Below are 18,483 nucleotides of genomic sequence, written 5' to 3' on the forward strand. Positions count from 1 at the left end.
ATAAGAGACAGGTATATGTTTCTGGAAACGAAACGAACTTCTTGTTCCCTCATTGTCAACGCCTTGCCGAATCTCTATGCAAAGACAGGGGCACAGCAGAGGGGCGCTGGAGAACCAATGATCCGTTCGGAATTGATCCAGAAACTGGCCGATGAGAATCCGGGGTTGAACCTTGCGGAGGTAGAGAAAATCGTCGATCTTTTCTTCCGCGAGATTGTCGACCGGCTGGCATCGGGCGGTCGTGTCGAACTGCGCGGCTTTGGCGCATTCACCACCCGCGCGCGCGACGCCCGCACCGGACGCAATCCGCGCACCGGAGAGCAGGTGCCGGTATCGGCCAAGCGCGTCCCCTATTTCAAGCCGGGCAAGGAAATGCGCGAACGGCTGAACGTCAAGGGCGAAAGCTGACCGCAGCGTCTTGACCTGATCCGCGCCAGCCGTCAGGGAACGTGGCACGCGGACGTGGCGAAATCGGTAGACGCAGCGGACTTAAAATCCGCCTTCCCCTGGAATTGCGGGTTCAAGTCCCGCCGTCCGCACCAAATCGAACGGAAGAGCTCTGTCATCCCACTGAAACCGTCATTTTCTGGCAGTGATCGGCAGACCTTCATGATGAGGCGGAAAAATTCCGAACTCGGGTACCGATTCTTTGTGAACGCGAATGTCGTGAAAACCTGCGTCCTCCAACAGCTTGATGACGTGATTTTCGGAGAAAAAGCGCAACTCGACTGTCGTTCCCGGTCCACCGTGGAAGATGAGGTCTCGATGGACTTCAAAAGCGCCCTCCGGCGTCTTTCCCAGCAGCAGCCATTCAGACTCGAAATCAAGAATGCGAAAATTGCGAACATTGGGGAAATGCTCGGTGGTTTGAGCGCGCGCATCACAGGGTACCGTCAAGACTAGCAATCCACCCGGACGAAGGACCTTGCAGGCACCTTCGAATGCTTTTTCGACCGGCGAAGGGACATGTTCAAAAACGTCACTCGACAAGAGGAAATCCACCGACTCGATCCATCTGCTTGACGGTCGACAAATGTCGAGCAGCGGCTCTTGGTGATAATAAGTATTTTGATAGGAGAACGCACGGGTAAGATAATGGGCTAAATTACTGTTGTCGCTCAGCCCGATACCCTGCACGTGCGGCAAATCCAACCCACTCAATATAACCGATCGCCCTAAGATGTTAGACGTAATACAGTGCGCCATTTGCCTAGAACGCACAGAAGAATTACATGTCTGACATGTAGCATCTTCGCGCCAATTTTCTCCTGGATCAAATATTGCAGAAGATCCACAGATATTGCATAAGAAACTTGAACCAATCATTCTATACCTCGAAATACCTTAAGCAGATATGCTTTCATATTATTCTAATAAAAACCATATTAAAAATTTATTTTGGGTGATTTACATCATAATGGCACAATAACGGTTCATAATATGACAACATCCGCTGCACATTCATCTCATGCATTTTTCCTACGCAACGGCTAGCTATTAAGGAAGCTTGCCGCAATGATGCGCGTCATGACAGGCGCGATCAACCCTCAAAGCTTTTCCGATTCACTTGTCGTTCTGGGAGCGGCGGGTCTTGTCATCCCAGGTTTTGCGCGGTTTCGGATCAGTCCGGTGATCGGGTTCATCCTGGTCGGGCTGGCGGTCGGGCCGGCGGGGCTGGGTTCGCTGGTCGGGCAATATCCCTGGCTCTATCATGTCACCATTTCCAACCGCGCGGCGATAGAGCCATTTGCCGAGTTGGGTGTCATATTATTGCTGTTTTCGATCGGGCTGGAGCTGAGCTTCAAGCGGCTGTGGACAATGCGGACGCAGGTGTTCGGCGTGGGCGCGGCAGAATTGCTGTGTAGCGGCGCGCTGATTGCGCTGGGGCTATATATGCTGGGGCAGCCGACCGCGGGCGCGGTCGGGCTGGGTCTGGCGCTGGCCCTATCCTCCACCGCTGTGGTGCTGCCGATGGTCGGTACGCAGAGCGCGGTCGGCAAGGCGGCCTTTTCGATGCTGCTGTTCGAGGATCTGGCGCTGGTGCCGATCATCTTCATGCTCGGTGCGCTGGCTCCGTCGGTCGCGGCCAGCCCGGACGGGGCGTGGGGCGAGATGATGAGCACGCTGATGCGCGGGGGCGTCACCATCGCCATCATGCTGGTGTTGGGCCGGGTGTTCCTGCCGCATATTTTCAGCCAGGCGGCGCGGACGAAAAGCCCGGAGGTGTTTCTGGCCGCCAGCCTGCTGGTCGTCATCGTTTCCAGCCTGGCCACGTCGATTGCGGGGCTGTCCCCCATTGTCGGGGCGCTGCTGGCGGGGCTGATGATCGCGGAGACCGACTATCATGGCGAGGTCGAGGTGATGACCGCGCCGTTCAAGGGGCTGGCGCTGGGCGTGTTCCTGATCACGGTCGGCATGAGCCTGGACATTCGCGTCATCCTGGCCAACTGGCCGAGCCTGTTGCTGGCGGTGATCGGGGTGGTGCTGGCCAAGACGCTGGTGACCGCGGCGCTGCTCTATTTTTCAGGGGCGCGCAAGGGCGTGGCGCTGGAGGTCGGGGTACTCATGTCCAGCCCGTCGGAGACCACGCTGATCGTGCTGTCGACCGCAGCGGCCGCGCAGTTGATATTGCCGTCGACCGCTGCTTTCTGGCAGATCGTCACCGCCATCGGCCTGACTATCACGCCGCTGCTGGCGCGGGTCGGGCATGATATCGCCCGGCAACTGGAAATGGCGCTGGGCGAGGAAGTGCCTGAGGCGAGCGAGGAGCATGTCGAAGCGGCGGCGGTGGTGATCGGCTTTGGCCGGGTCGGGCGGATGGTGTGCGACCTGCTCAAGACCCACAAGCAGCGCTTCATCGTAGTCGAATCGGACCCCGATGTCGTCGCCGAAGCAAGACGGGATGGCTATCCCATCCTGTTCGGCGATGTGGCGCGGGTGGAGATGCTCGACAAGCTGCGGCTGGGCCATGCCCGCGCGCTGATTCTGACGATGGACGATCCAGTGCTGTCGGTGCGACTGACCAGACGGGTGCGCGGATGGGTGCCCGACCTGCCGATCATCGCGCGCGCCCGCGATACCGATCATGCCGCGCAACTCTATCGGGCGGGTGCGAGTGATGCGGTGCCGGAGACGCTGGAAAGCTCATTGCAACTGGCGGAGACAGCACTGGTCGATCTGGGCGTGGCGATGGGACCGGTGATCGCGTCGATCCACCAGATGCGCGAGGATTTGCGGGTGGACATCAAGGATGCGGCGCAGATGGCGACCGCACCGAAATTGCGGCGGTTGCGGCCGGATGAGGTCGGGTGAGTTTGTCGAATCCTTGTTCTTCTTTCCAAGAAAGAACGGCCGTTGACCTCCGGTCGCCTTCGGCCCGACAGGCTCAGAGCCTGCCCCCGGCTCGATCGGGGGGCGAACGGATCTATATTATTGCGTCAGCGCCTCGACCAGCGCCTTGACCTTTTTCTGGCGCCATTGCGGCAACGGGGCGATGAGCCAGTAGGAGAGCGGCGACGGGACGGAGTCGCCGACCTGGCGGATGCGTCCGGCGGTCAGGTCCGCCTCTGCCAACAACAGCGGCACGCTGGCGCGGCCGAAGCCGGTGGCGGCAGCTTCGATCGCGAGACCGCCATCGGCAACGCGGATCGTTGCGGGCTGATCGTCCGATGGGCAGCCGGGCCATTCGATGCGCTGGTCGGGACCGCCATTGGCAGCCTCCACTGTGACGAAGAGCGATTCGCCCAGCTTGACGCCCTCATGCTCGCCGACCCGGTCCGACAGGCGCAGGGCAAGATCGAGATTGGCTTCGGTGAAATCGAGAATATCGTCCGCCGCAACCAGCGAGAAGGTGAGGCCCGGCTGGCTGGCGGCATAGGCGGCAAGGCGCGGCTGGAGCCATTTGGCGGTGATGTCGCGCGGCGCGGCGATGGTCAGCGCGCTGCTGGACTGGCCCGCCTGCATCGCGCGGACGGCCTCCTCAAATTCCAGGAAACCGGCGCGCAGGGCGTCCAGCCCGCCTTCGGTTTCCGGGGTCAGTTCCAGCCCCTTGGGCGTGCGGCGGAAAAGGACGACGCCCAGCAGATCCTCCAGCGCGCGGATTTGCTGGCCGACGGCGGCGGGGGTGACCGCCAGTTCGTCGGCGGCGCGGGTGAAGGACAGGTGGCGGGCCGCTGCGTCCAGCACACGCAGGCCGTTGAGCGGCAAATGGGTGCGCTTCATTCGGCTACCGCCGGGGCGATGAGCGCAAAATGGGGAATCGCAACCTCAAAGGTTTCTCCGCCCACTCCGATCATCTGGTAGCTGCCGGTCATCGATCCGGTCGGGGTATTGAGGGGGCAGCCCGACACATAATCATAGCTTTTGCCCGGCTGCACCACTGGCTGTTCGCCGACCACGCCGTCACCATCGACCCGGTGCTGGATGCCGCGCCCGTCGGTAATGATCCAGTGGCGGGTCAGCAGTTGCACCGGCAGGTCGCCCTGATTTTCGATGCGGATATGATAGGCCCAGAACCAGCGGCCCCGATCCGGCTCCGACTGTTCGGGCAGGAAAGAGACGGCGACATGGACGATGACGTCGCGCGTCGTCGCGTGGAAGGGGAAGAGCGCGTTCATGGCTATGAGATGCGCTTGGCCGAGGCCTCCCGTCAACGCCCTATTGACGTCAGCGCGCGATCGAGATCGGCGATCACGTCGTCGGCATCTTCAAGTCCCACGTTCAGGCGCAGCATATCCTCTGTAATGCCGACTTCCAGCCGCGCCGCTTCGGCCATGCCGAAATGGGTGGTGGAGGCAGGATGAGTCATGAGCGAGCGCGAGTCGCCGATATTATTGCTGATATCGACCAGTTCGAGGCCATTGAGCAGGCCATGCGCTTCGGCCCGGCCACCGCCGACATAGAGCGAGAAGATCGGTCCGGCCATGTCCATCTGAGACATGGCCAGCGCGTGCTGGGGATGGCTTTGCAGGCCCGGATACAGCACCTTGGCGACTCGGCCTTCGAGGAAGGCGGCAACCTTGAGCGCGTTTTCACTCTGGCGGCGGATGCGCAGGTCGAGCGTTTCCAGGCCTTTCAGCACCACCCAGGCATTGAAGGCGCTGAGCGTTGGGCCGGTATTGCGGTGGAAGGGCAGCAGGACATTGTCGATCCACTGCCGCGTGCCGCAGATCGCACCCGCCAACACCCGGCCCTGCCCGTCCATCATCTTGGTCGCGCTGTAAGCGACGACATCCGCGCCAAACTCCATCGGCCGCTGGAGCGCGGGCGAGGCGAAGGCGTTGTCGACGACGCTGGTGATGCCATGCGCCCTGGCGATGGCGCACACGGCGGCCAGGTCCACCACGTCCATGGTCGGATTGGCGGGCGTTTCAAAGAAAAACACCTTGGTATTGGGCTGGATCGCGGCTTCCCATGCGGCGGTGTCGCGCGCGTCGATGGTCGTGGTTTCGATCCCGAATTTGGGCAGCAGCGTGTCGGTCAGCCAGCGGCAGGAGCCAAAGGCGGCCTTGGCCGCGACGACATGGTCGCCCGCCGACAACTGGCACAGCAGCGCGGCTGTCATCGCCGCCATGCCGGTCGCGGTGGCGCGGCAGGCCTCTGCCCCTTCGAGCAGGGCGATGCGCTGTTCCAGCATCTCCACGGTCGGGTTCTGGAGGCGCGAATAGGTCATGCCCTGCTGTTCGCCGGCGAAGCGCGCGGCGGCGTCCTCCGCCCGGTCATAGCTGTAGCCGCTGGTCAGGAAGAGCGCTTCGGAGGTTTCGCCCCATTCGCTGCGCGCGGTGCCGCCCCGGATCGCCAGCGTCGCCGGCTTCCAGTTCTTGGTGATCTCCGGGTTCTGACCGCTTTTCCGCTTCATATCGCTTTCCGCATGTCTTGCCGCACCACCGGGGTGGCGCCGCCCAATATTTCGGCCATCTGGCTCATGTCGCCATTACCGCCCGACAGGATAACTGCAACCTTCTTGCCCTGCATCGCCTCCTTTTCCTGAAGCAAGGCGGCGAGCGCAACGGCCCCTGCCCCCTCCGCCAGATTATGCGTGTCCTGCCAATAATGGCGGATCGCCGCGGCGACTTCATGGTCGGTGACAGCGACGAAGCGGTCGGCGCGCGGACCGAAATAGTCGAGCGCCGCCTGCACCGGGGTGCAGACGGCGACGCCATCGGCAAAGGTGTAGGCGGTGGGGGACGCGAGCAACTGCCCCGCCTCGAACGAGCGCTTGGCGGCATCGACGTGGGCGGAGACGACGCCGACGACTTTGGTGTTGAGGCCCAGCGCGTCGCGCGCGGCGATGGTGCCGCACAGGCCAGAGCCGCAGCCGACCGGCACATAGACGGTGTCGAGGTCCGGCACGGCGTCGAACAGTTCGAGGCCATAGCTGGCGACGCCGCGCACCAGTTCGTCATGATAGGCGGGAACCATGAACAGCCCCTGCTTGGTGGACAGGCGGAGCGCTTCTGCCTTGGCACTGTCGAAATCATGGCCATGTTCGATCAGGGTCGCGCCGAACGCGCGCATCGCGGCATTCTTTTCCAGCGCATTGCCATGCGGGACGACGATCGTGGCCTCAAGGCCCGCTGCCGTGGCGGCCCGGACCTGCGCCTGGCCGTGATTGCCGCGCGTTGCGGTGATGATGCCGGTGACGTGCGGGTGGGTGCGGCGGAGCCAGTCGATATAGGTGATCGCGCCGCGCACCTTGAACGCGCCGGTCGGCGTGTGATTTTCATGCTTGACCCACAGGTCGCATCCGGCGCGGGCGGCCAGCAACGGCCAGGCATATTGCGGGGTCGGTGGCACCTGGGCATGGACCATCGCGGCGGCGGCACGGAGCGAGGCGAGGGAGAAGTCGGTCATGCACAAATGATCTCGAAACCCGTTCGCCCTGAGCTTGTCGAAGGGCCGCTCTTCTTCGCCAAGAAGGGCGGGGCTTCGACAGGCTCAGTCCGAACGGGGGGTTATAATACCGCCAGTACGGCATCGCCCATTTCAACCGTGGTCATGGTGCCGCCCAGATCGGCGCTGCGTGCGCCATTGGCCAGAGCCTTGCCCACCGCCGCTTCGATGCGATCCGCCTGTGCACTGAGACCAAGCGAATAACGCAGCATCATCGCGGCGGACAGGACCGTTGCCAGCGGATTGGCCTTGCCGGTGCCGGCGATGTCGGGGGCGGAGCCGTGGATCGGTTCGTACAGCCCCTGCCCGCTGCCGTTCAGGGTCGCAGATGCCAGCATCCCGATGGAGCCGACGCACATGCTCGCCTGATCCGACAATATGTCGCCGAACAGATTGCCGGTCACGATAACGTCGAACTGGCCAGGGTTGCGGACCAGCTGCATCGCGGCATTGTCGACATACATATGGGTCAGGGCGACGTCGGGATAGTCCGCCGATACCTCGATCACCACGTCGCGCCACAGCTGGCTGGTTTCCAGCACATTGGCCTTGTCCACCGAGCACAACTTGCCACGACGGGCGCGGGCGGCCTGAAAGCCGCTATGGGCGATGCGGCGGACTTCGGCTTCGTTGTACGACATGACGTCATAGCCTTCGCGCAGGCCGTCCTTGGTGGTGCGGAAGCCCTTTTCACCGAAATAGACGTCGCCATTGGTTTCGCGCACGATCAGCAGGTCGATGGCACCGGCAACTTCGGGCTTGAGCGCGGATTCACCGGCCAGTTCGGGAAAAACCTTGGCGGGACGCAGGTTGGAGAAGAGGCCCAGTTCCTTGCGAAGGCCAAGGATCGCCTGTTCGGGGCGCAGATGGCGTTCCAGCGCGTCGCAATCGGGATCACCGACCGCGCCGAACAGGATTGCGTCGGCGCGTCTGGCCAGTTCCAGCGTTTCGGGCGGGAGCGGATGGCCGACCGCCTTATAGGCCGCGCCACCGACCAGCCCCTGTTCGTAGGTCAGGCCATCAATCGCCAGCGCATCCAGCACGCGCTTGGCCTGATCGACGATTTCGGGACCGATGCCGTCTCCGGGAAACAGGGCGATCAACATGGCGAGACTCCTTATATTAGGTGGCTGCCCCTTATGGAGACAGGAGGTTTCACGCAACCGCCCTTTTGAGCCTTTCGACGAGCCTTTCCCGCGCGGCCAGCACGTCGGCGCGCCAATCGGTGAGGATGGAGCGTTCGAGGAAGAAGCCGGTGAGACGAAGCCCGTCGACAATCTGGCTCCACTCCCCCGTGCCGCCCTCCAGCAGGAAGGGGGGCAGAGGCAGGAGCAGGCTTTCATAGCCGACCGCTCCGGCCCGGCTGACCGCCGCCGCGCTGCGCGGGCTGACATAGGCGAGGTCGTCGGCGTCGCCCAATGCGGCGCAGCGGGTGAGATCGAGGCCGAAACCGAGTTCGGCGAGCAGCAGCAATTCATAGCGGACCAGCGCCACCGCCCAGCCGCGCGCGGCAGGGGCCGCCTCCACCGCGCCCAGCACGCCATCGAGCGCGCTATGGAGCGCGGGATAGGGCGTTCCTTCGGGCAGGGCGATGGCGGTCAGCGCGCAGGCCCAGTCGATCGCGGCGGCGGGCAAGGGTTCGGCATGGAGCGGCGCGCGGCTGTGCGCCAGTTCGACGGTCAGGCCCGCAAGCTGGTCCTCCGTCCGGGCGCGGAAGGTCGCGGCGACGGCATTGCCGGGCAACAGCACCGGACGCATCGCACGGGATCGTCCGCCCCGGACATAGCCCGCGATCAGGCCATGGTCGGGCGTCAGCAACCGCGCGATCGCGCCATGTTCGCCATGGGCGCGCAAAGAGCAGACGATGGCGGGGGTGGCGAGAATGGACATGGCCTATCCTAGCCCGCCAGGATCAGCCATGAAAATAATCATAGACCTGCTGCGCCACCGCCGTCGAAACGCCGGGCGCGCGGGCCAGATCCTCCAGCGCGGCGTCTCGAACGGCGCGGGCGGTGCCGAAATGCATGAGAAGGGCTTTCTTGCGGGCGGGGCCGATGCCGGGGACTTCGTCCAATGAACTGACGGTGATCGCCTTGCTGCGCTTTGCGCGGTGGGCACCGATGGCGAAGCGGTGGGCTTCGTCGCGCAGGCGCTGGAGGTAGAAGAGGACGGGGTGATTGACCGGCAGCATCAGTTCGCGGCCGTCCATCAGGTGAAATATCTCGCGCCCGTCGCGGCCATGATGCGGGCCTTTGGCGACACCGATCATGGTGACATCCTCTATGCCCATTTCCTCCAGTATCGCGCGGGCGGCCGATAGCTGGCCCTTGCCGCCGTCGATCAGGACCAGATCGGGCCATTCGCCGCTGTCGCGGTCTGGGTCCTCGCGCTGGGCGCGGCCGAAGCGGCGCTCGAACATGTCGCGCATCATCGCGAAATCATCGTTGGAGATTTCGGGATTCTTCATGTTGAACTTGCGATAGGCGTTCTTGCGGAAACCTTCGGGTCCGGCGACGACCATCGCGCCAAGCGCGTGGGCACCCTGGATATGGCTGTTGTCGTAGATTTCGATGCGGTCGGGGACGCCATCCAGCCCGAATGTCTCGACCAGTTCGTCGAGGATCTTGCCCTGGCTGGTGGTTTCGGCGAGGCGACGGTCCAGCGCCTCCACCGCGTTGCGCTGCGCCTGCTTGATCAGGCGGGTGCGGTCACCGCGCTGGGGGACTTCGATGCGGACCTTGCTGCCGATCCGTTCGGTCAGCGCCTGCGCCATCAATTCGCATTCGGCGGGGGCGCGGTCGGTCAGGACCAGCTTAGGCGGCGGCACTTCTTCGTAAAATTGCGCCATGAAGCTCGCCAGCACTTCATCCTCGGCCACCTCCGCTGTGTGGACCGGGAAGAAGCTGCGATGGCCCCAATTCTGCCCGCCGCGAATGAAGAAGGCCTGGATGCACATCGCCCCGCCCTTTTGCGCCAGCGCGAAAATGTCGGCGTCGCCCAGCCCTTCGGCGTTGATCGCCTGTGACCCTTGAATGAAAGTCAGGGCTTTCAGGCGATCGCGGATGACGGCAGCCTGCTCGAAATCCATCGCGTCGGACGCGGCCTGCATCGCAGTGCCGAGCTTCTGCTGCACCTTGGTCGATTTGCCGCCGAGGAAATCCTGCGCGTCGCGGACCAGTTCGGCGTAGCCTTCGGGATCGATGCGATCGACGCAGGGGGCCGAGCAGCGCTTGATTTGATAGAGGAGGCAGGGGCGCGATCGGTTGGCGAAAAAACTGTCGGTGCAGGAGCGCAGCAGGAAGAGTTTTTGCAGTGCGTTGATGGTCCGGGTGACCGACCCCGCGCTGGCGAAGGGGCCATAATAGCGGCCCTTCGCCTTGCGCGCGCCGCGATGCTTCTGGACGCGGGGGAAGGCATGATCCTCCCGCAGCAGGATGAAGGGGAAGCTTTTATCGTCACGCAGCAGGACGTTATAGGGCGGGCGGTAGCGCTTGATCAGTTGCGCCTCCAACAGCAGGGCTTCGGCCTCGCTGTTGGTGGTCACGATGGTCATGGAGCGGGTCTGGGCGACCATGCGTTGCAGGCGGCGGGGGAGCCGGTCGACCTGGGTATAATTGGCGACGCGGTTTTTGAGCGCGCGCGCCTTACCCACATAAAGAACATCGCCCCGCGCGTCGTGCATCCGATAGACGCCGGGGCGGGTCGGCAGCGTGCGCAGCGTGGTACGGATCGCCTCTACCCCGACGTCGAGGTCGGGCGTGCCGGAACCGCGCACGGTGTAGCTGGCCTTGTCCTCGTTGAAACGGTCTGGGGATTGGGGTTGCGACATGGGGATGAGATAGCGTGCCGGGCGGGGATCGCAATGGGGGCGTGCAACAGGAGGTTGCGGGCTTATAGCCTAATCCCGAATGCCAAAACCCAGCCTCTGTTCGTTTCGAGCGAACTCGAGAAACGTCGCGCAGAGGTTTCTCGACTTCGCTCGAAACGAACGGATGGGGGGCAGAACGGCCAACGAAAAAGGGCCGGGATTGCGCCCGGCCCTCTTGCGATTTGTACCGCGCGGCGCGTTCAGGCGACCGGGCCGAGACCCTTGATGGCGCTGTCGACCAGTGCCTTGTCGGCGCTGGCGTCATGGCCCTGGGCGATGAGGCTGGCGGCGGCGGTGGTCGCGGCGTTGACGGCGCGGGCGCGGATCGCGGCGATGGCGGCGCGTTCGGCAGCGCCGATCTTGTCCTCGGCCATTTTCTGGCGGCGAACAACCAGTTCGGCGGCGTTGTTGCGGGCATCGGCCAGCAGCGTTTCGGCTTCATGCTCGGCAGACTTGCGCATCGCGTCGGCTTCACCGGTCGCAGCAGCAAGCTTCGCCTCATATTCCGCCTTGAGCGCGTCGGCTTCGGCGCGCAGCTTCGACGCTTCGGCGAGCTGGGCCTTGATCTGCGCGATCCGGCCGTCAAGAACGCCGCCGATCAGCGCCGGCACCTTCTTGAACAGGAGGATGGCGATGAACGCGGCCATGGCCAGGCTGACCCAGGCGGTGGCGTCCATGCCGACAGCCTTGGGATCGGTGTGGGGCACGACGCCTTCATGCGCTACGGTGCCGACCGGCTCCATCCCTTCGGCATGGATCGCCTGGTCGAGGGTCGGGGGCGTTTCCGCCTGATGCTGTGCTGCTGCCTCAGCCATGGGCCAGTGCCGCCTTTACTGCGTTACGGGCTGCATCGTCAGACGCTTGCACGCCAGCGATACGGGCCACCATGTCGCGTGCCGCATCGGCAGCGACGGTTTCAATTTCTGCCAGAGCGGCGTCGCTTGCAGCTTTGATCCGGGCTTCGGCAGCCGCGATCTGGGCAGCAACTTCGGCATCGGCGGCAGCGAGCTTGGTTTCGGATGCCTTGGCGGCCTGCGCCTTGGCCTGAACCAGCGTCGCCTGGGCGGCGGCACGGCTTTGCGCGTCACGGACGCGATAGTCGGCTTCCGCTTCGTCGGCGCGGGCGAAGGCGGCCTTGGCCGCGTCCAGATCACCACTGATCTTCGCGTCGCGCGCGTCCGCCGTACCCTGAACCTTGGGCACCATGCCGAGGCCGATGACGAAGAACACGAAGCCGAAGGTCAACAGCAACCAGAAAATCTGGCTGGAGTAGGTTTCGGCAATTTGCGCGATTTGAGGCATATCTATCCGTCCGATCAGGGCGCGGTCAATTAAAGGGGATGCGGGCGGGACGGCATGAGGCCGCCCTGCCCGCATCCGAACCGTGTCAGGCCACGAACACCAGGATCATGGCGATAACGAACGCCAGCAGACCCAGAAGTTCCGCCGCGGCGAAACCGATGAACAGACGACCCTGCTGGCCATCAGCGGCACCCGGATTGCGCAGCGCGCCTTCGAGGAACGCGCTGAACACGTTGCCCACACCGAGGGCGGCGATGCCCGCACCGATGGCGGCCAGGCCAGCACCGAGCAGCTTTGCGGCTTCTGCGTCCATGTCGTAAACTCCTTCGTTAGAATAATGTGATTGTTGACGAAATCAGGTGAAACTCAGTGCAGGTTCTCGGCATCGTTGAGATAGACCGAGGTCAGCAGCGCGAACACATAGGCTTGGATCACGGCGACCAGCATTTCCAGCGCGCTGATGCCGATCATCAGGATGAAGCTGGCGGTGCCGACGGTGAGACCCAGTGCAGGCGAGGCATTTGCGCTGTTGATGACAAAGCCCGCAAGCACCTTCAACAGAACGTGGCCAGCGGTCATCGCAACGAACAGTCGCAGGCCCAGGCTGAACGGACGCACCATGAAGGACACGAGTTCGATAAGAAAGAGCGGCGGGATCATCAGCGCGGGCGTGCCGTGGGGCACGAACAGCGAGAAGAAGTGGAAGCCATGTTTGGCAAAGCCGACGATCAGGACGATCGAGAAGCTCATGATCGCCAGCACGCCGGTGGCGGTGAAATGGCTGGTGAAGGTGAAGGGGTGAAGCCCGACCAGGCCCAGCGGCAACATGCCAAGCAGATTGGCCAGCAGGATGAACATGAAGAGCGAAAAGACGTAGGGGATATATTTCCGCCCCTTGTCACCGATATTCGCGATCAGCAGGTTCTTGATAAAGCCGGTCATATATTCGACCGCCATCTGCCAGCGACCGGGGACCAGTTCGCGCTTCATGCCGCCGATCACGAAGATCCACAGCACCACAGCAGCCAGCACCATATACAGCGCGCTATTGGTGAAGGCGATGTTGAAGCCGCCGAGCGACAGATGATCCGTACCGAACAGGGGTTCGATCGCAAATTGATGCATCGGATCGATTTTGCCGGATTCTGCCACGCTGGACCCCTGTTACGTCTAAACCGTCGGACTATGACAAAAGCGTCCCTTATTCCGGGGGACGCTTCGTCGTCGTCAATCTGATGATGTTCCTGAACGCCGCCACGATGCCAAGACCGAGGAAGGCGAGCAGGAGCCATGGGGATGTGCCAAACAGCCGGTCGAGAACCCAGCCGATCAACGCACCGCCGACAAGACCGCCGATCAGCTCCGCAAGAACCCGGTTGCCCAGGCGAGACCCGTCGTCCGCCTGCTGCTCCACAGCCCCCTGCCTGACCTTTTCGACGGATTCAGCGCGCGCAATCCGCTCTTCCAGAGACGTGATGCGCGCGTCCTCCCCCGCCGGGTCCTGTCCGGGTCCATCCGCAACCATGTTCGTCCTCCATCGGGGTTTGACCCCATATGGCAGGCGGCATGGCGCTTGCGGCTGCACCCGTCAAGGCGCGGCCCGTTTAGAAAGGCGATTGCGGATAGTCAACCATGGTTGGGCAGAGATTGCCCTACCCGGACGAAGGAATGAGAAAAGTCCGCCAGAGCGGCTTTTCAGCCTGCCGTTGCGCAATATGAGGGCAGCGCGATCGCGCCTGCGCCCTTGGTCTGCCACGCACCCGCGCCGATGCGATAGGCCTGGCCGGTCTTGACCCGGCTGCTGAGCGTCTGGCAGCCAGTGGCGGCGGCGACATCCTGTACCGTGACGCCGCGCTGGCTGGCCAGCTGGGTATAGGCGGCGCGGCGCTTGATGTTGATCGATTCGACTTCGGCGCGGACATCGGCCCCTACCGTCCCGGCGATGCCGAGATAGCCGTCGGCCTGTTCACCCACGGTGCCGGCCGCCATCGCGCTCGCCACAACACCGGTCTGGGCGCGCGCGGGCGCGGTCATCGCGAATCCGGCGGCCAGCGCGACGGCGGCACCAGCAGCGATCAGGAGAATCTTGCGTGTCATTGCGGGAACAACTCCGGGTTATTCTGGATGAGGTCCTGTGCGTCACGTTGCAGGCGCACGACGACCTCCTGCTGAACCTTCACATTCAGGTTGATTTCGATCGGCCGATCCGGGGCTTTGACCTGTATGCAGCCCCCCAGGGCCAGACCGGCGAAACCCGCCATCATGATTGCTTGCTTCTTCATTTCGGCTCCCTGTTTGGAACGTTGTCGCTTTCCGCAGGCTGAACCGCAAGGCTTTCGTTCAACTTGTCCTTCATGTTCGCCTGCATCTGGTCGCCGATGCTGTTCTGGATCAGTTGCGACGGGTCGATGAAAGACTGGGCGGTGCCGAGCAGCCCCCGGAAAGGCGCGGCAATGCGGACGTTGAAGAGGAATGGCAGGCCGGTGAAGTTGCGCGCCAGCCCCGCCGGCGCGCCGCCCAGCTGGCCGCGATTAATGCCGTTGAACACGACGTTGGTCACCATTTCCCCGTCCAGCGCGCCATCCATCAGGATTGTCAGACATTTATACTGCAGATTTTTGAGTGCGTCGAAGGCGATCCGCCCCATGACGCCCAGTTGTTCGTTCGACACCGGGCCGACATAGGACAGGACACCCGACTGGAGCGTCGGATCGCAGGGGATGGTCGGCAATACGCCTTCGGGCATCAGCAACGGCGGCATACCCTGTTGCCGTGCGACCAGCACGCCGCCCGCAACGCGCCCGCCCTGCGCGTTGAAGATCAGCGGCATCAGCCCGTCGAACGTGCCGGTGGCGGAGATATTATCCAGCTCCATCGCCTGGATGAAAGACCCGGCATCCAGCCCGATGACGCGGAAGGTCAGGTAGCGATCAACATCGGCGCTGAAATCCATGGTGGTGGGCAGCAGCACCAGTTCGCCGCCGGAAAAGGGCCAGCCGCCACCCTCTATGCGCACCTTCTGCCCGGCTTCGATCCGGTAGCGGACGGTGCCGTCGCGTACTTCGACGCCGGGATTGACCGATGCCATCTTCACCGTCTGGCCGGGTGCGGTGACCATGTTGATGAGGTCGGTGAAGCGGATTTCGCCCGACAAGCCCTGCACCGGACCAAATGCGGCGGCGAGATTGGCATTGTCGGTGCGGAAGGTACCGGTGGAGGTGACGGCAGAGCCAGTCCAGTCGATCCGCCCTTCCCCGGTCACGGTCGCGGCGACATTGGCGACGACGCCGAGCGCCAGCGGGGTGACTTCGTCGGGCTGGAGCGTGGGACCGAAGGCGAGATCCGGTACGCTGAGGTCGGCATGGCCTTTGCCACTTCCAAGATCATGGGCGATGACGGTGCGGGCGACGGTTGCGCCGTTGCGCGGGGCGGTGAGCGTGCCGGTCGCGGCGATCTGGCCATTTTTGAGGGTCAGGGCGAAATCAGGGACGGCAAGCGGGTTGAAGCGGACGGGCACCTGCGAATCGCGCACGGTCATGGCGGCGCGGAAATCGAGCGCGCTATTGGCGAAGCTCCATGTGCCATTGCCCTGTTCGGCAATCAGCGGAACGGTGCCGATCTGCCCCCCTGCCCCGCTGACTTTGCCGCCAAGGCCGCGCGCGGTCATCGCGCCGTCCAGGCTGGCGGCGGCCAGGCGGACGGGCGCGTCGTTCGGGCCTAGCGTCAGCGCGGGATTGGCGAGCGCAAAGCCCGGCTGGCCAATCGCGACGCGGGCATGATCGGCGGTCAGGCGTAGCGGGCTGTCACCGCTGGTGCCGGTGAGCGCGAGGTTGCGAATGTCCGCGCCACCGCTGATACCCTTTGGTCCCATGGCGAACAGCGCGCCGCCATCCAGCGGACAGAGCGTCTGACGGGTCTGGCCGATGGCGAAGGCGCCGGTGCGGGCTTCGAGTAGCGACAGGGGGACGCAGCGGCGGTTGATCGTCAGCGCGCCATTGGTGCCAAGCTGACCCTCGACCGGCAGGCTGAGGCCGCGCAGGCGACCATCGGGCAAGGGGCCGTCGAGGCGCAATGCGGTTGTGAAGCGGGTGGTGCCGTCGGGCTGGGCGATGAAGCGGACACGGTCAATGGCCAGGCGCGCGTCGCCCGCAGCATAGGGATCGACGAACAACTCACCACCAAAGCCGCCGCCGGGGCGTCGGGCAAGACGCAGCGCCGCTTCGGGCAGGCCACCGCCCTCGGTACGCAGTGCGCCTTCGAGCGCCCAGTCGAGCGGCGCACCGGCACGGCCGGTCCAGCCCAGGGTGACACGGCCATCTGGGGCGAGACCGGCCTGCGCGCCGCTGCGGGCGGTCAGGCGGCTGTCGGTCAGGACAAGGCTGCCCGTTGCGCCGCGCTGGACGAGGGCGAAGCGGGTGCTGATCTGGTTGCTGTCACCTGCGCGGCGCACCGAATCGGCGAGGCGGGCGGCGAGCGGGGCAAGCGGCGTACCGGTGGTGGAGGCGCGCAGCGAGGCGAGCGGATCGCGGCCGGACACGCGCAGTTGGCGGCCGGAGAGTTCGCCTTGCAGCGCGGTTTCGCCGCTTTTGAACGACCATGTGCCGCTAAGGCCGGCCTGTTCGAGCATCGCCCCCTGCCCCGCCAGCGCCTTTGCAGCGATGCGGGCGCGGCCGCTGGTGGCCGACGGGGCGCCGGCGAAGTCGACGCGGCCGGTGGGTGCGGCGAGGACGATGCCGCTGGCCTTGAGCGCATCGCCGGCCAGATCGACATGGCCAGTCCAGCGGTCGAACGCCTGACCCAAGGTCAGGTCGAGCGTGGCGACCGGGCGGGCGATGGCGGCACTGTCGCGGCAGGCCAGTGCCGCGGCGCGGACCGGGCCAGTGACGTGCGGGCGGCCCTGATCCATGGCAAGGGCCAGCGAGGCGCTCCCCTCCGTCAGGCCACAACTGGCGAATGCAGCGCGCGGCATGACGGCGGCGATCTTGCCGCGAAAGCCGGAGCGCAGATTGCCGTTGCCGTCGATCCGCATCCCCAATGGACCCGCATCACTATCGAGCCGCAGCCGGGCGTCGGCGAGCGAGAGGAGAATGTCGGGCAAGCTGAAGGGCGCGGTCGAATCGGGATCACGGAATTTGTCCAGTTCGCCAAGCCGCAACACGCCGTCATGATAAGAGCCACGCATCCGCACGCCGCCTGCGCGCACGGCAGCGACCTGCGGCGTCAGCCCGGCAAAGGCGATATCGACTTCAACCCAGTTGGCGGTCAGATCAGGATTGGCGGGGTCGCCCAGCACGATATGTTCGATCCGCTGGGTGCGCAGGCCGACATCGACCAGATCATAATTGGCCTGCACCCCGCGCCGGTTGAGTTCGCGGCTGACGAAATTTTCCGCGATCGGCGCGCGCTGCGTCCACAGCCCCGCCAGCACCAGCGCAAGCGACCCAGTGCCGACACCCAGCCAGCGCAGCCACCCCCGGCGAACCTGTTCTTCGCCGTCCTGTTCTTCCATGCTTATGGCCAACCCCGGCTTTGCTGTGACGCTATAGATGGTCCGTAACGGGACCATAACGTCTGACCCCGTGTAAATATCCTTGCCCCGCGATTCCGCAACTTATAGCGTCGATGGCCGGTAGCGAGGGATGCAGCTGTGGCGGAGCAGGACGCAAAAGTCACGCATGACGGCGCAGGGCATCGCGCGCGGTTGCGGCAGAAACTGGCGGAGAGCGGCGGGGATGCGCTGCACGACCATGAACTGATCGAATATCTCCTCGCGCTCGCGATTCCCCGGCGCGACACCAAGCCGCTGGCCAAGGCGTTGCTGCGCGAATTTGGCGGGATCGGCGGGCTGATGAGCGCGGATTGGCAGGCGATCGCGCGGGTGCCGGGCATGGGCGACACCAGCATCGCGGCGATCAAGGTCGTGCAAGCGACAATGCTGCGGACGCTGCGCAACGAAGTGGCGGCGCGGCCGGTGCTGGCCAGTTGGCAGGCGCTGCTCGACTATTTGCGCGCGGACATGGCGTTTTTGGGCGTCGAACGGGTGCGGGTGCTGCACCTGAACGCGCGCAACATGCTGATCCGCGATGAAAATATGGGCGACGGGTCGATCGACCAGGCGGCGATCTATGTCCGCGAGGTGATAAAGCGAGCGATCGACCTGGGATCAGCGGCGATCATATTGGTGCATAATCACCCCAGCGGATCGCCCGAACCCAGCCGTCAGGACATAGATGTGACGCGGCAGATCATCGAGGCGGGCAAGCGGCTCAACATCGCGGTGCATGACCATATCATCGTCGGCGCGAACGGGCATAGTAGTATGCGGGCTATGGGGTTGTTGTGAGGGGGGAATACGGCAGTTTTGGGTGGGTAGGCGACTGACGGGTTTTGAGATTTAGTCGCGCATTGCAGACTTTCGAGAT

At 64.0% G+C, this 18,483-nt stretch carries 19 protein-coding genes and 1 tRNA gene; 4 read left to right on the forward strand and 16 right to left on the reverse strand.

The window, feature by feature from the left end:
• Positions 1 to 117 precede the first annotated feature (117 nt).
• Positions 118 to 408 (forward strand): integration host factor subunit beta, encoded by a 291-nt coding sequence (locus EBBID32_RS17210; RefSeq protein ID WP_006961926.1) that lies wholly within the window; start codon positions 118 to 120, stop codon positions 406 to 408.
• Between the two features lie 48 nt (positions 409 to 456).
• Positions 457 to 542: transfer RNA gene (locus EBBID32_RS17215), tRNA-Leu, on the forward strand.
• Positions 543 to 579: 37 nt separating this feature from the next.
• Here EBBID32_RS17215 and EBBID32_RS23710 read toward each other — a convergent pair.
• Complete coding sequence (locus EBBID32_RS23710) at positions 580 to 1,161, reverse strand: class I SAM-dependent methyltransferase (RefSeq protein ID WP_196805684.1); 582 nt, start codon at positions 1,159 to 1,161, stop codon at positions 580 to 582.
• Positions 1,162 to 1,527: 366 nt separating this feature from the next.
• Here EBBID32_RS23710 and EBBID32_RS17225 point away from each other — a divergent pair, with 366 nt between their 5' ends.
• Positions 1,528 to 3,312, forward strand: coding sequence for a cation:proton antiporter domain-containing protein (locus EBBID32_RS17225; protein ID WP_037491516.1), 1,785 nt, complete (start codon positions 1,528 to 1,530; stop codon positions 3,310 to 3,312).
• Between the two features lie 117 nt (positions 3,313 to 3,429).
• On the opposite strand, the gene EBBID32_RS17230 is transcribed toward EBBID32_RS17225, so the two are convergent.
• The 15 genes from EBBID32_RS17230 to EBBID32_RS17300 all read right to left on the reverse strand — a co-directional run bounded on the left by EBBID32_RS17230 (position 3,430) and on the right by EBBID32_RS17300 (position 17,570).
• Positions 3,430 to 4,221, reverse strand: coding sequence for a LysR family transcriptional regulator (locus EBBID32_RS17230; protein WP_006961933.1), 792 nt, complete (start codon positions 4,219 to 4,221; stop codon positions 3,430 to 3,432).
• Positions 4,218 to 4,616 carry a Co2+/Mg2+ efflux protein ApaG gene (gene apaG, locus EBBID32_RS17235; protein WP_006961935.1) on the reverse strand — a complete coding sequence of 133 codons (399 nt, stop codon included), beginning with the start codon at positions 4,614 to 4,616 and terminating at the stop codon, positions 4,218 to 4,220. Before apaG ends, EBBID32_RS17230 begins: the two co-directional genes overlap by 4 nt.
• A 32-nt stretch (positions 4,617 to 4,648) precedes the next feature.
• The gene (locus tag EBBID32_RS17240) at positions 4,649 to 5,857 is read right to left on the reverse strand and encodes a trans-sulfuration enzyme family protein (RefSeq protein ID WP_006961937.1); all 1,209 of its coding nucleotides are present in this window, start codon (positions 5,855 to 5,857) and stop codon (positions 4,649 to 4,651) included.
• Positions 5,854 to 6,852 carry a threonine dehydratase gene (locus EBBID32_RS17245; protein WP_006961939.1) on the reverse strand — a complete coding sequence of 333 codons (999 nt, stop codon included), beginning with the start codon at positions 6,850 to 6,852 and terminating at the stop codon, positions 5,854 to 5,856. The genes EBBID32_RS17240 and EBBID32_RS17245 overlap by 4 nt, the downstream gene beginning before the upstream one ends.
• Before the next feature lie 101 nt (positions 6,853 to 6,953).
• A complete protein-coding gene (gene leuB, locus EBBID32_RS17250; RefSeq protein WP_006961940.1) occupies positions 6,954 to 7,997 on the reverse strand; it encodes a 3-isopropylmalate dehydrogenase in 1,044 nt (347 codons plus the stop codon).
• A 49-nt stretch (positions 7,998 to 8,046) separates the two neighbouring features.
• A complete protein-coding gene (recO, locus tag EBBID32_RS17255) occupies positions 8,047 to 8,781 on the reverse strand; it encodes a DNA repair protein RecO (protein WP_006961942.1) in 735 nt (244 codons plus the stop codon).
• 22 nt (positions 8,782 to 8,803) lie between these two features.
• Complete coding sequence (uvrC, locus tag EBBID32_RS17260) at positions 8,804 to 10,720, reverse strand: excinuclease ABC subunit UvrC (protein ID WP_006961944.1); 1,917 nt, start codon at positions 10,718 to 10,720, stop codon at positions 8,804 to 8,806.
• A gap of 239 nt (positions 10,721 to 10,959) precedes the next feature.
• The gene (locus EBBID32_RS17265) at positions 10,960 to 11,574 is read right to left on the reverse strand and encodes a F0F1 ATP synthase subunit B family protein (protein WP_006961947.1); all 615 of its coding nucleotides are present in this window, start codon (positions 11,572 to 11,574) and stop codon (positions 10,960 to 10,962) included.
• Positions 11,567 to 12,061: a F0F1 ATP synthase subunit B family protein gene (locus EBBID32_RS17270; protein ID WP_006961949.1), complete on the reverse strand. Its 495-nt coding sequence runs from the start codon at positions 12,059 to 12,061 to the stop codon at positions 11,567 to 11,569. Before EBBID32_RS17270 ends, EBBID32_RS17265 begins: the two co-directional genes overlap by 8 nt.
• 85 nt (positions 12,062 to 12,146) lie before the next feature.
• Positions 12,147 to 12,374 carry a F0F1 ATP synthase subunit C gene (locus tag EBBID32_RS17275; protein WP_006961951.1) on the reverse strand — a complete coding sequence of 76 codons (228 nt, stop codon included), beginning with the start codon at positions 12,372 to 12,374 and terminating at the stop codon, positions 12,147 to 12,149.
• 53 nt (positions 12,375 to 12,427) lie between these two features.
• Complete coding sequence (locus tag EBBID32_RS17280) at positions 12,428 to 13,213, reverse strand: F0F1 ATP synthase subunit A (RefSeq protein ID WP_037491513.1); 786 nt, start codon at positions 13,211 to 13,213, stop codon at positions 12,428 to 12,430.
• Between the two features lie 49 nt (positions 13,214 to 13,262).
• Positions 13,263 to 13,586, reverse strand: a complete 324-nt coding sequence (locus EBBID32_RS17285) for an AtpZ/AtpI family protein (RefSeq protein ID WP_006961954.1) — start codon at positions 13,584 to 13,586, stop codon at positions 13,263 to 13,265.
• 170 nt (positions 13,587 to 13,756) lie between these two features.
• Positions 13,757 to 14,158 (reverse strand): YdbL family protein, encoded by a 402-nt coding sequence (locus tag EBBID32_RS17290; protein ID WP_006961955.1) that lies wholly within the window; start codon positions 14,156 to 14,158, stop codon positions 13,757 to 13,759.
• Complete coding sequence (locus EBBID32_RS17295) at positions 14,155 to 14,343, reverse strand: YnbE family lipoprotein (RefSeq protein WP_006961957.1); 189 nt, start codon at positions 14,341 to 14,343, stop codon at positions 14,155 to 14,157. The genes EBBID32_RS17290 and EBBID32_RS17295 overlap by 4 nt, the downstream gene beginning before the upstream one ends.
• Positions 14,340 to 17,570 carry an intermembrane phospholipid transport protein YdbH family protein gene (locus EBBID32_RS17300; RefSeq protein ID WP_006961958.1) on the reverse strand — a complete coding sequence of 1,077 codons (3,231 nt, stop codon included), beginning with the start codon at positions 17,568 to 17,570 and terminating at the stop codon, positions 14,340 to 14,342. The genes EBBID32_RS17295 and EBBID32_RS17300 overlap by 4 nt, the downstream gene beginning before the upstream one ends.
• Before the next feature lie 138 nt (positions 17,571 to 17,708).
• Between EBBID32_RS17300 and radC the strand changes: the two genes are divergently transcribed.
• Complete coding sequence (gene radC, locus EBBID32_RS17305; protein ID WP_006961960.1) at positions 17,709 to 18,404, forward strand: RadC family protein; 696 nt, start codon at positions 17,709 to 17,711, stop codon at positions 18,402 to 18,404.
• Positions 18,405 to 18,483: the final 79 nt, after the last annotated feature.

Source organism: Sphingobium indicum BiD32, assembly GCF_000382885.1.
In the GTDB taxonomy this organism is placed as follows: Bacteria; Pseudomonadota; Alphaproteobacteria; order Sphingomonadales; family Sphingomonadaceae; genus Sphingobium; species Sphingobium japonicum_C.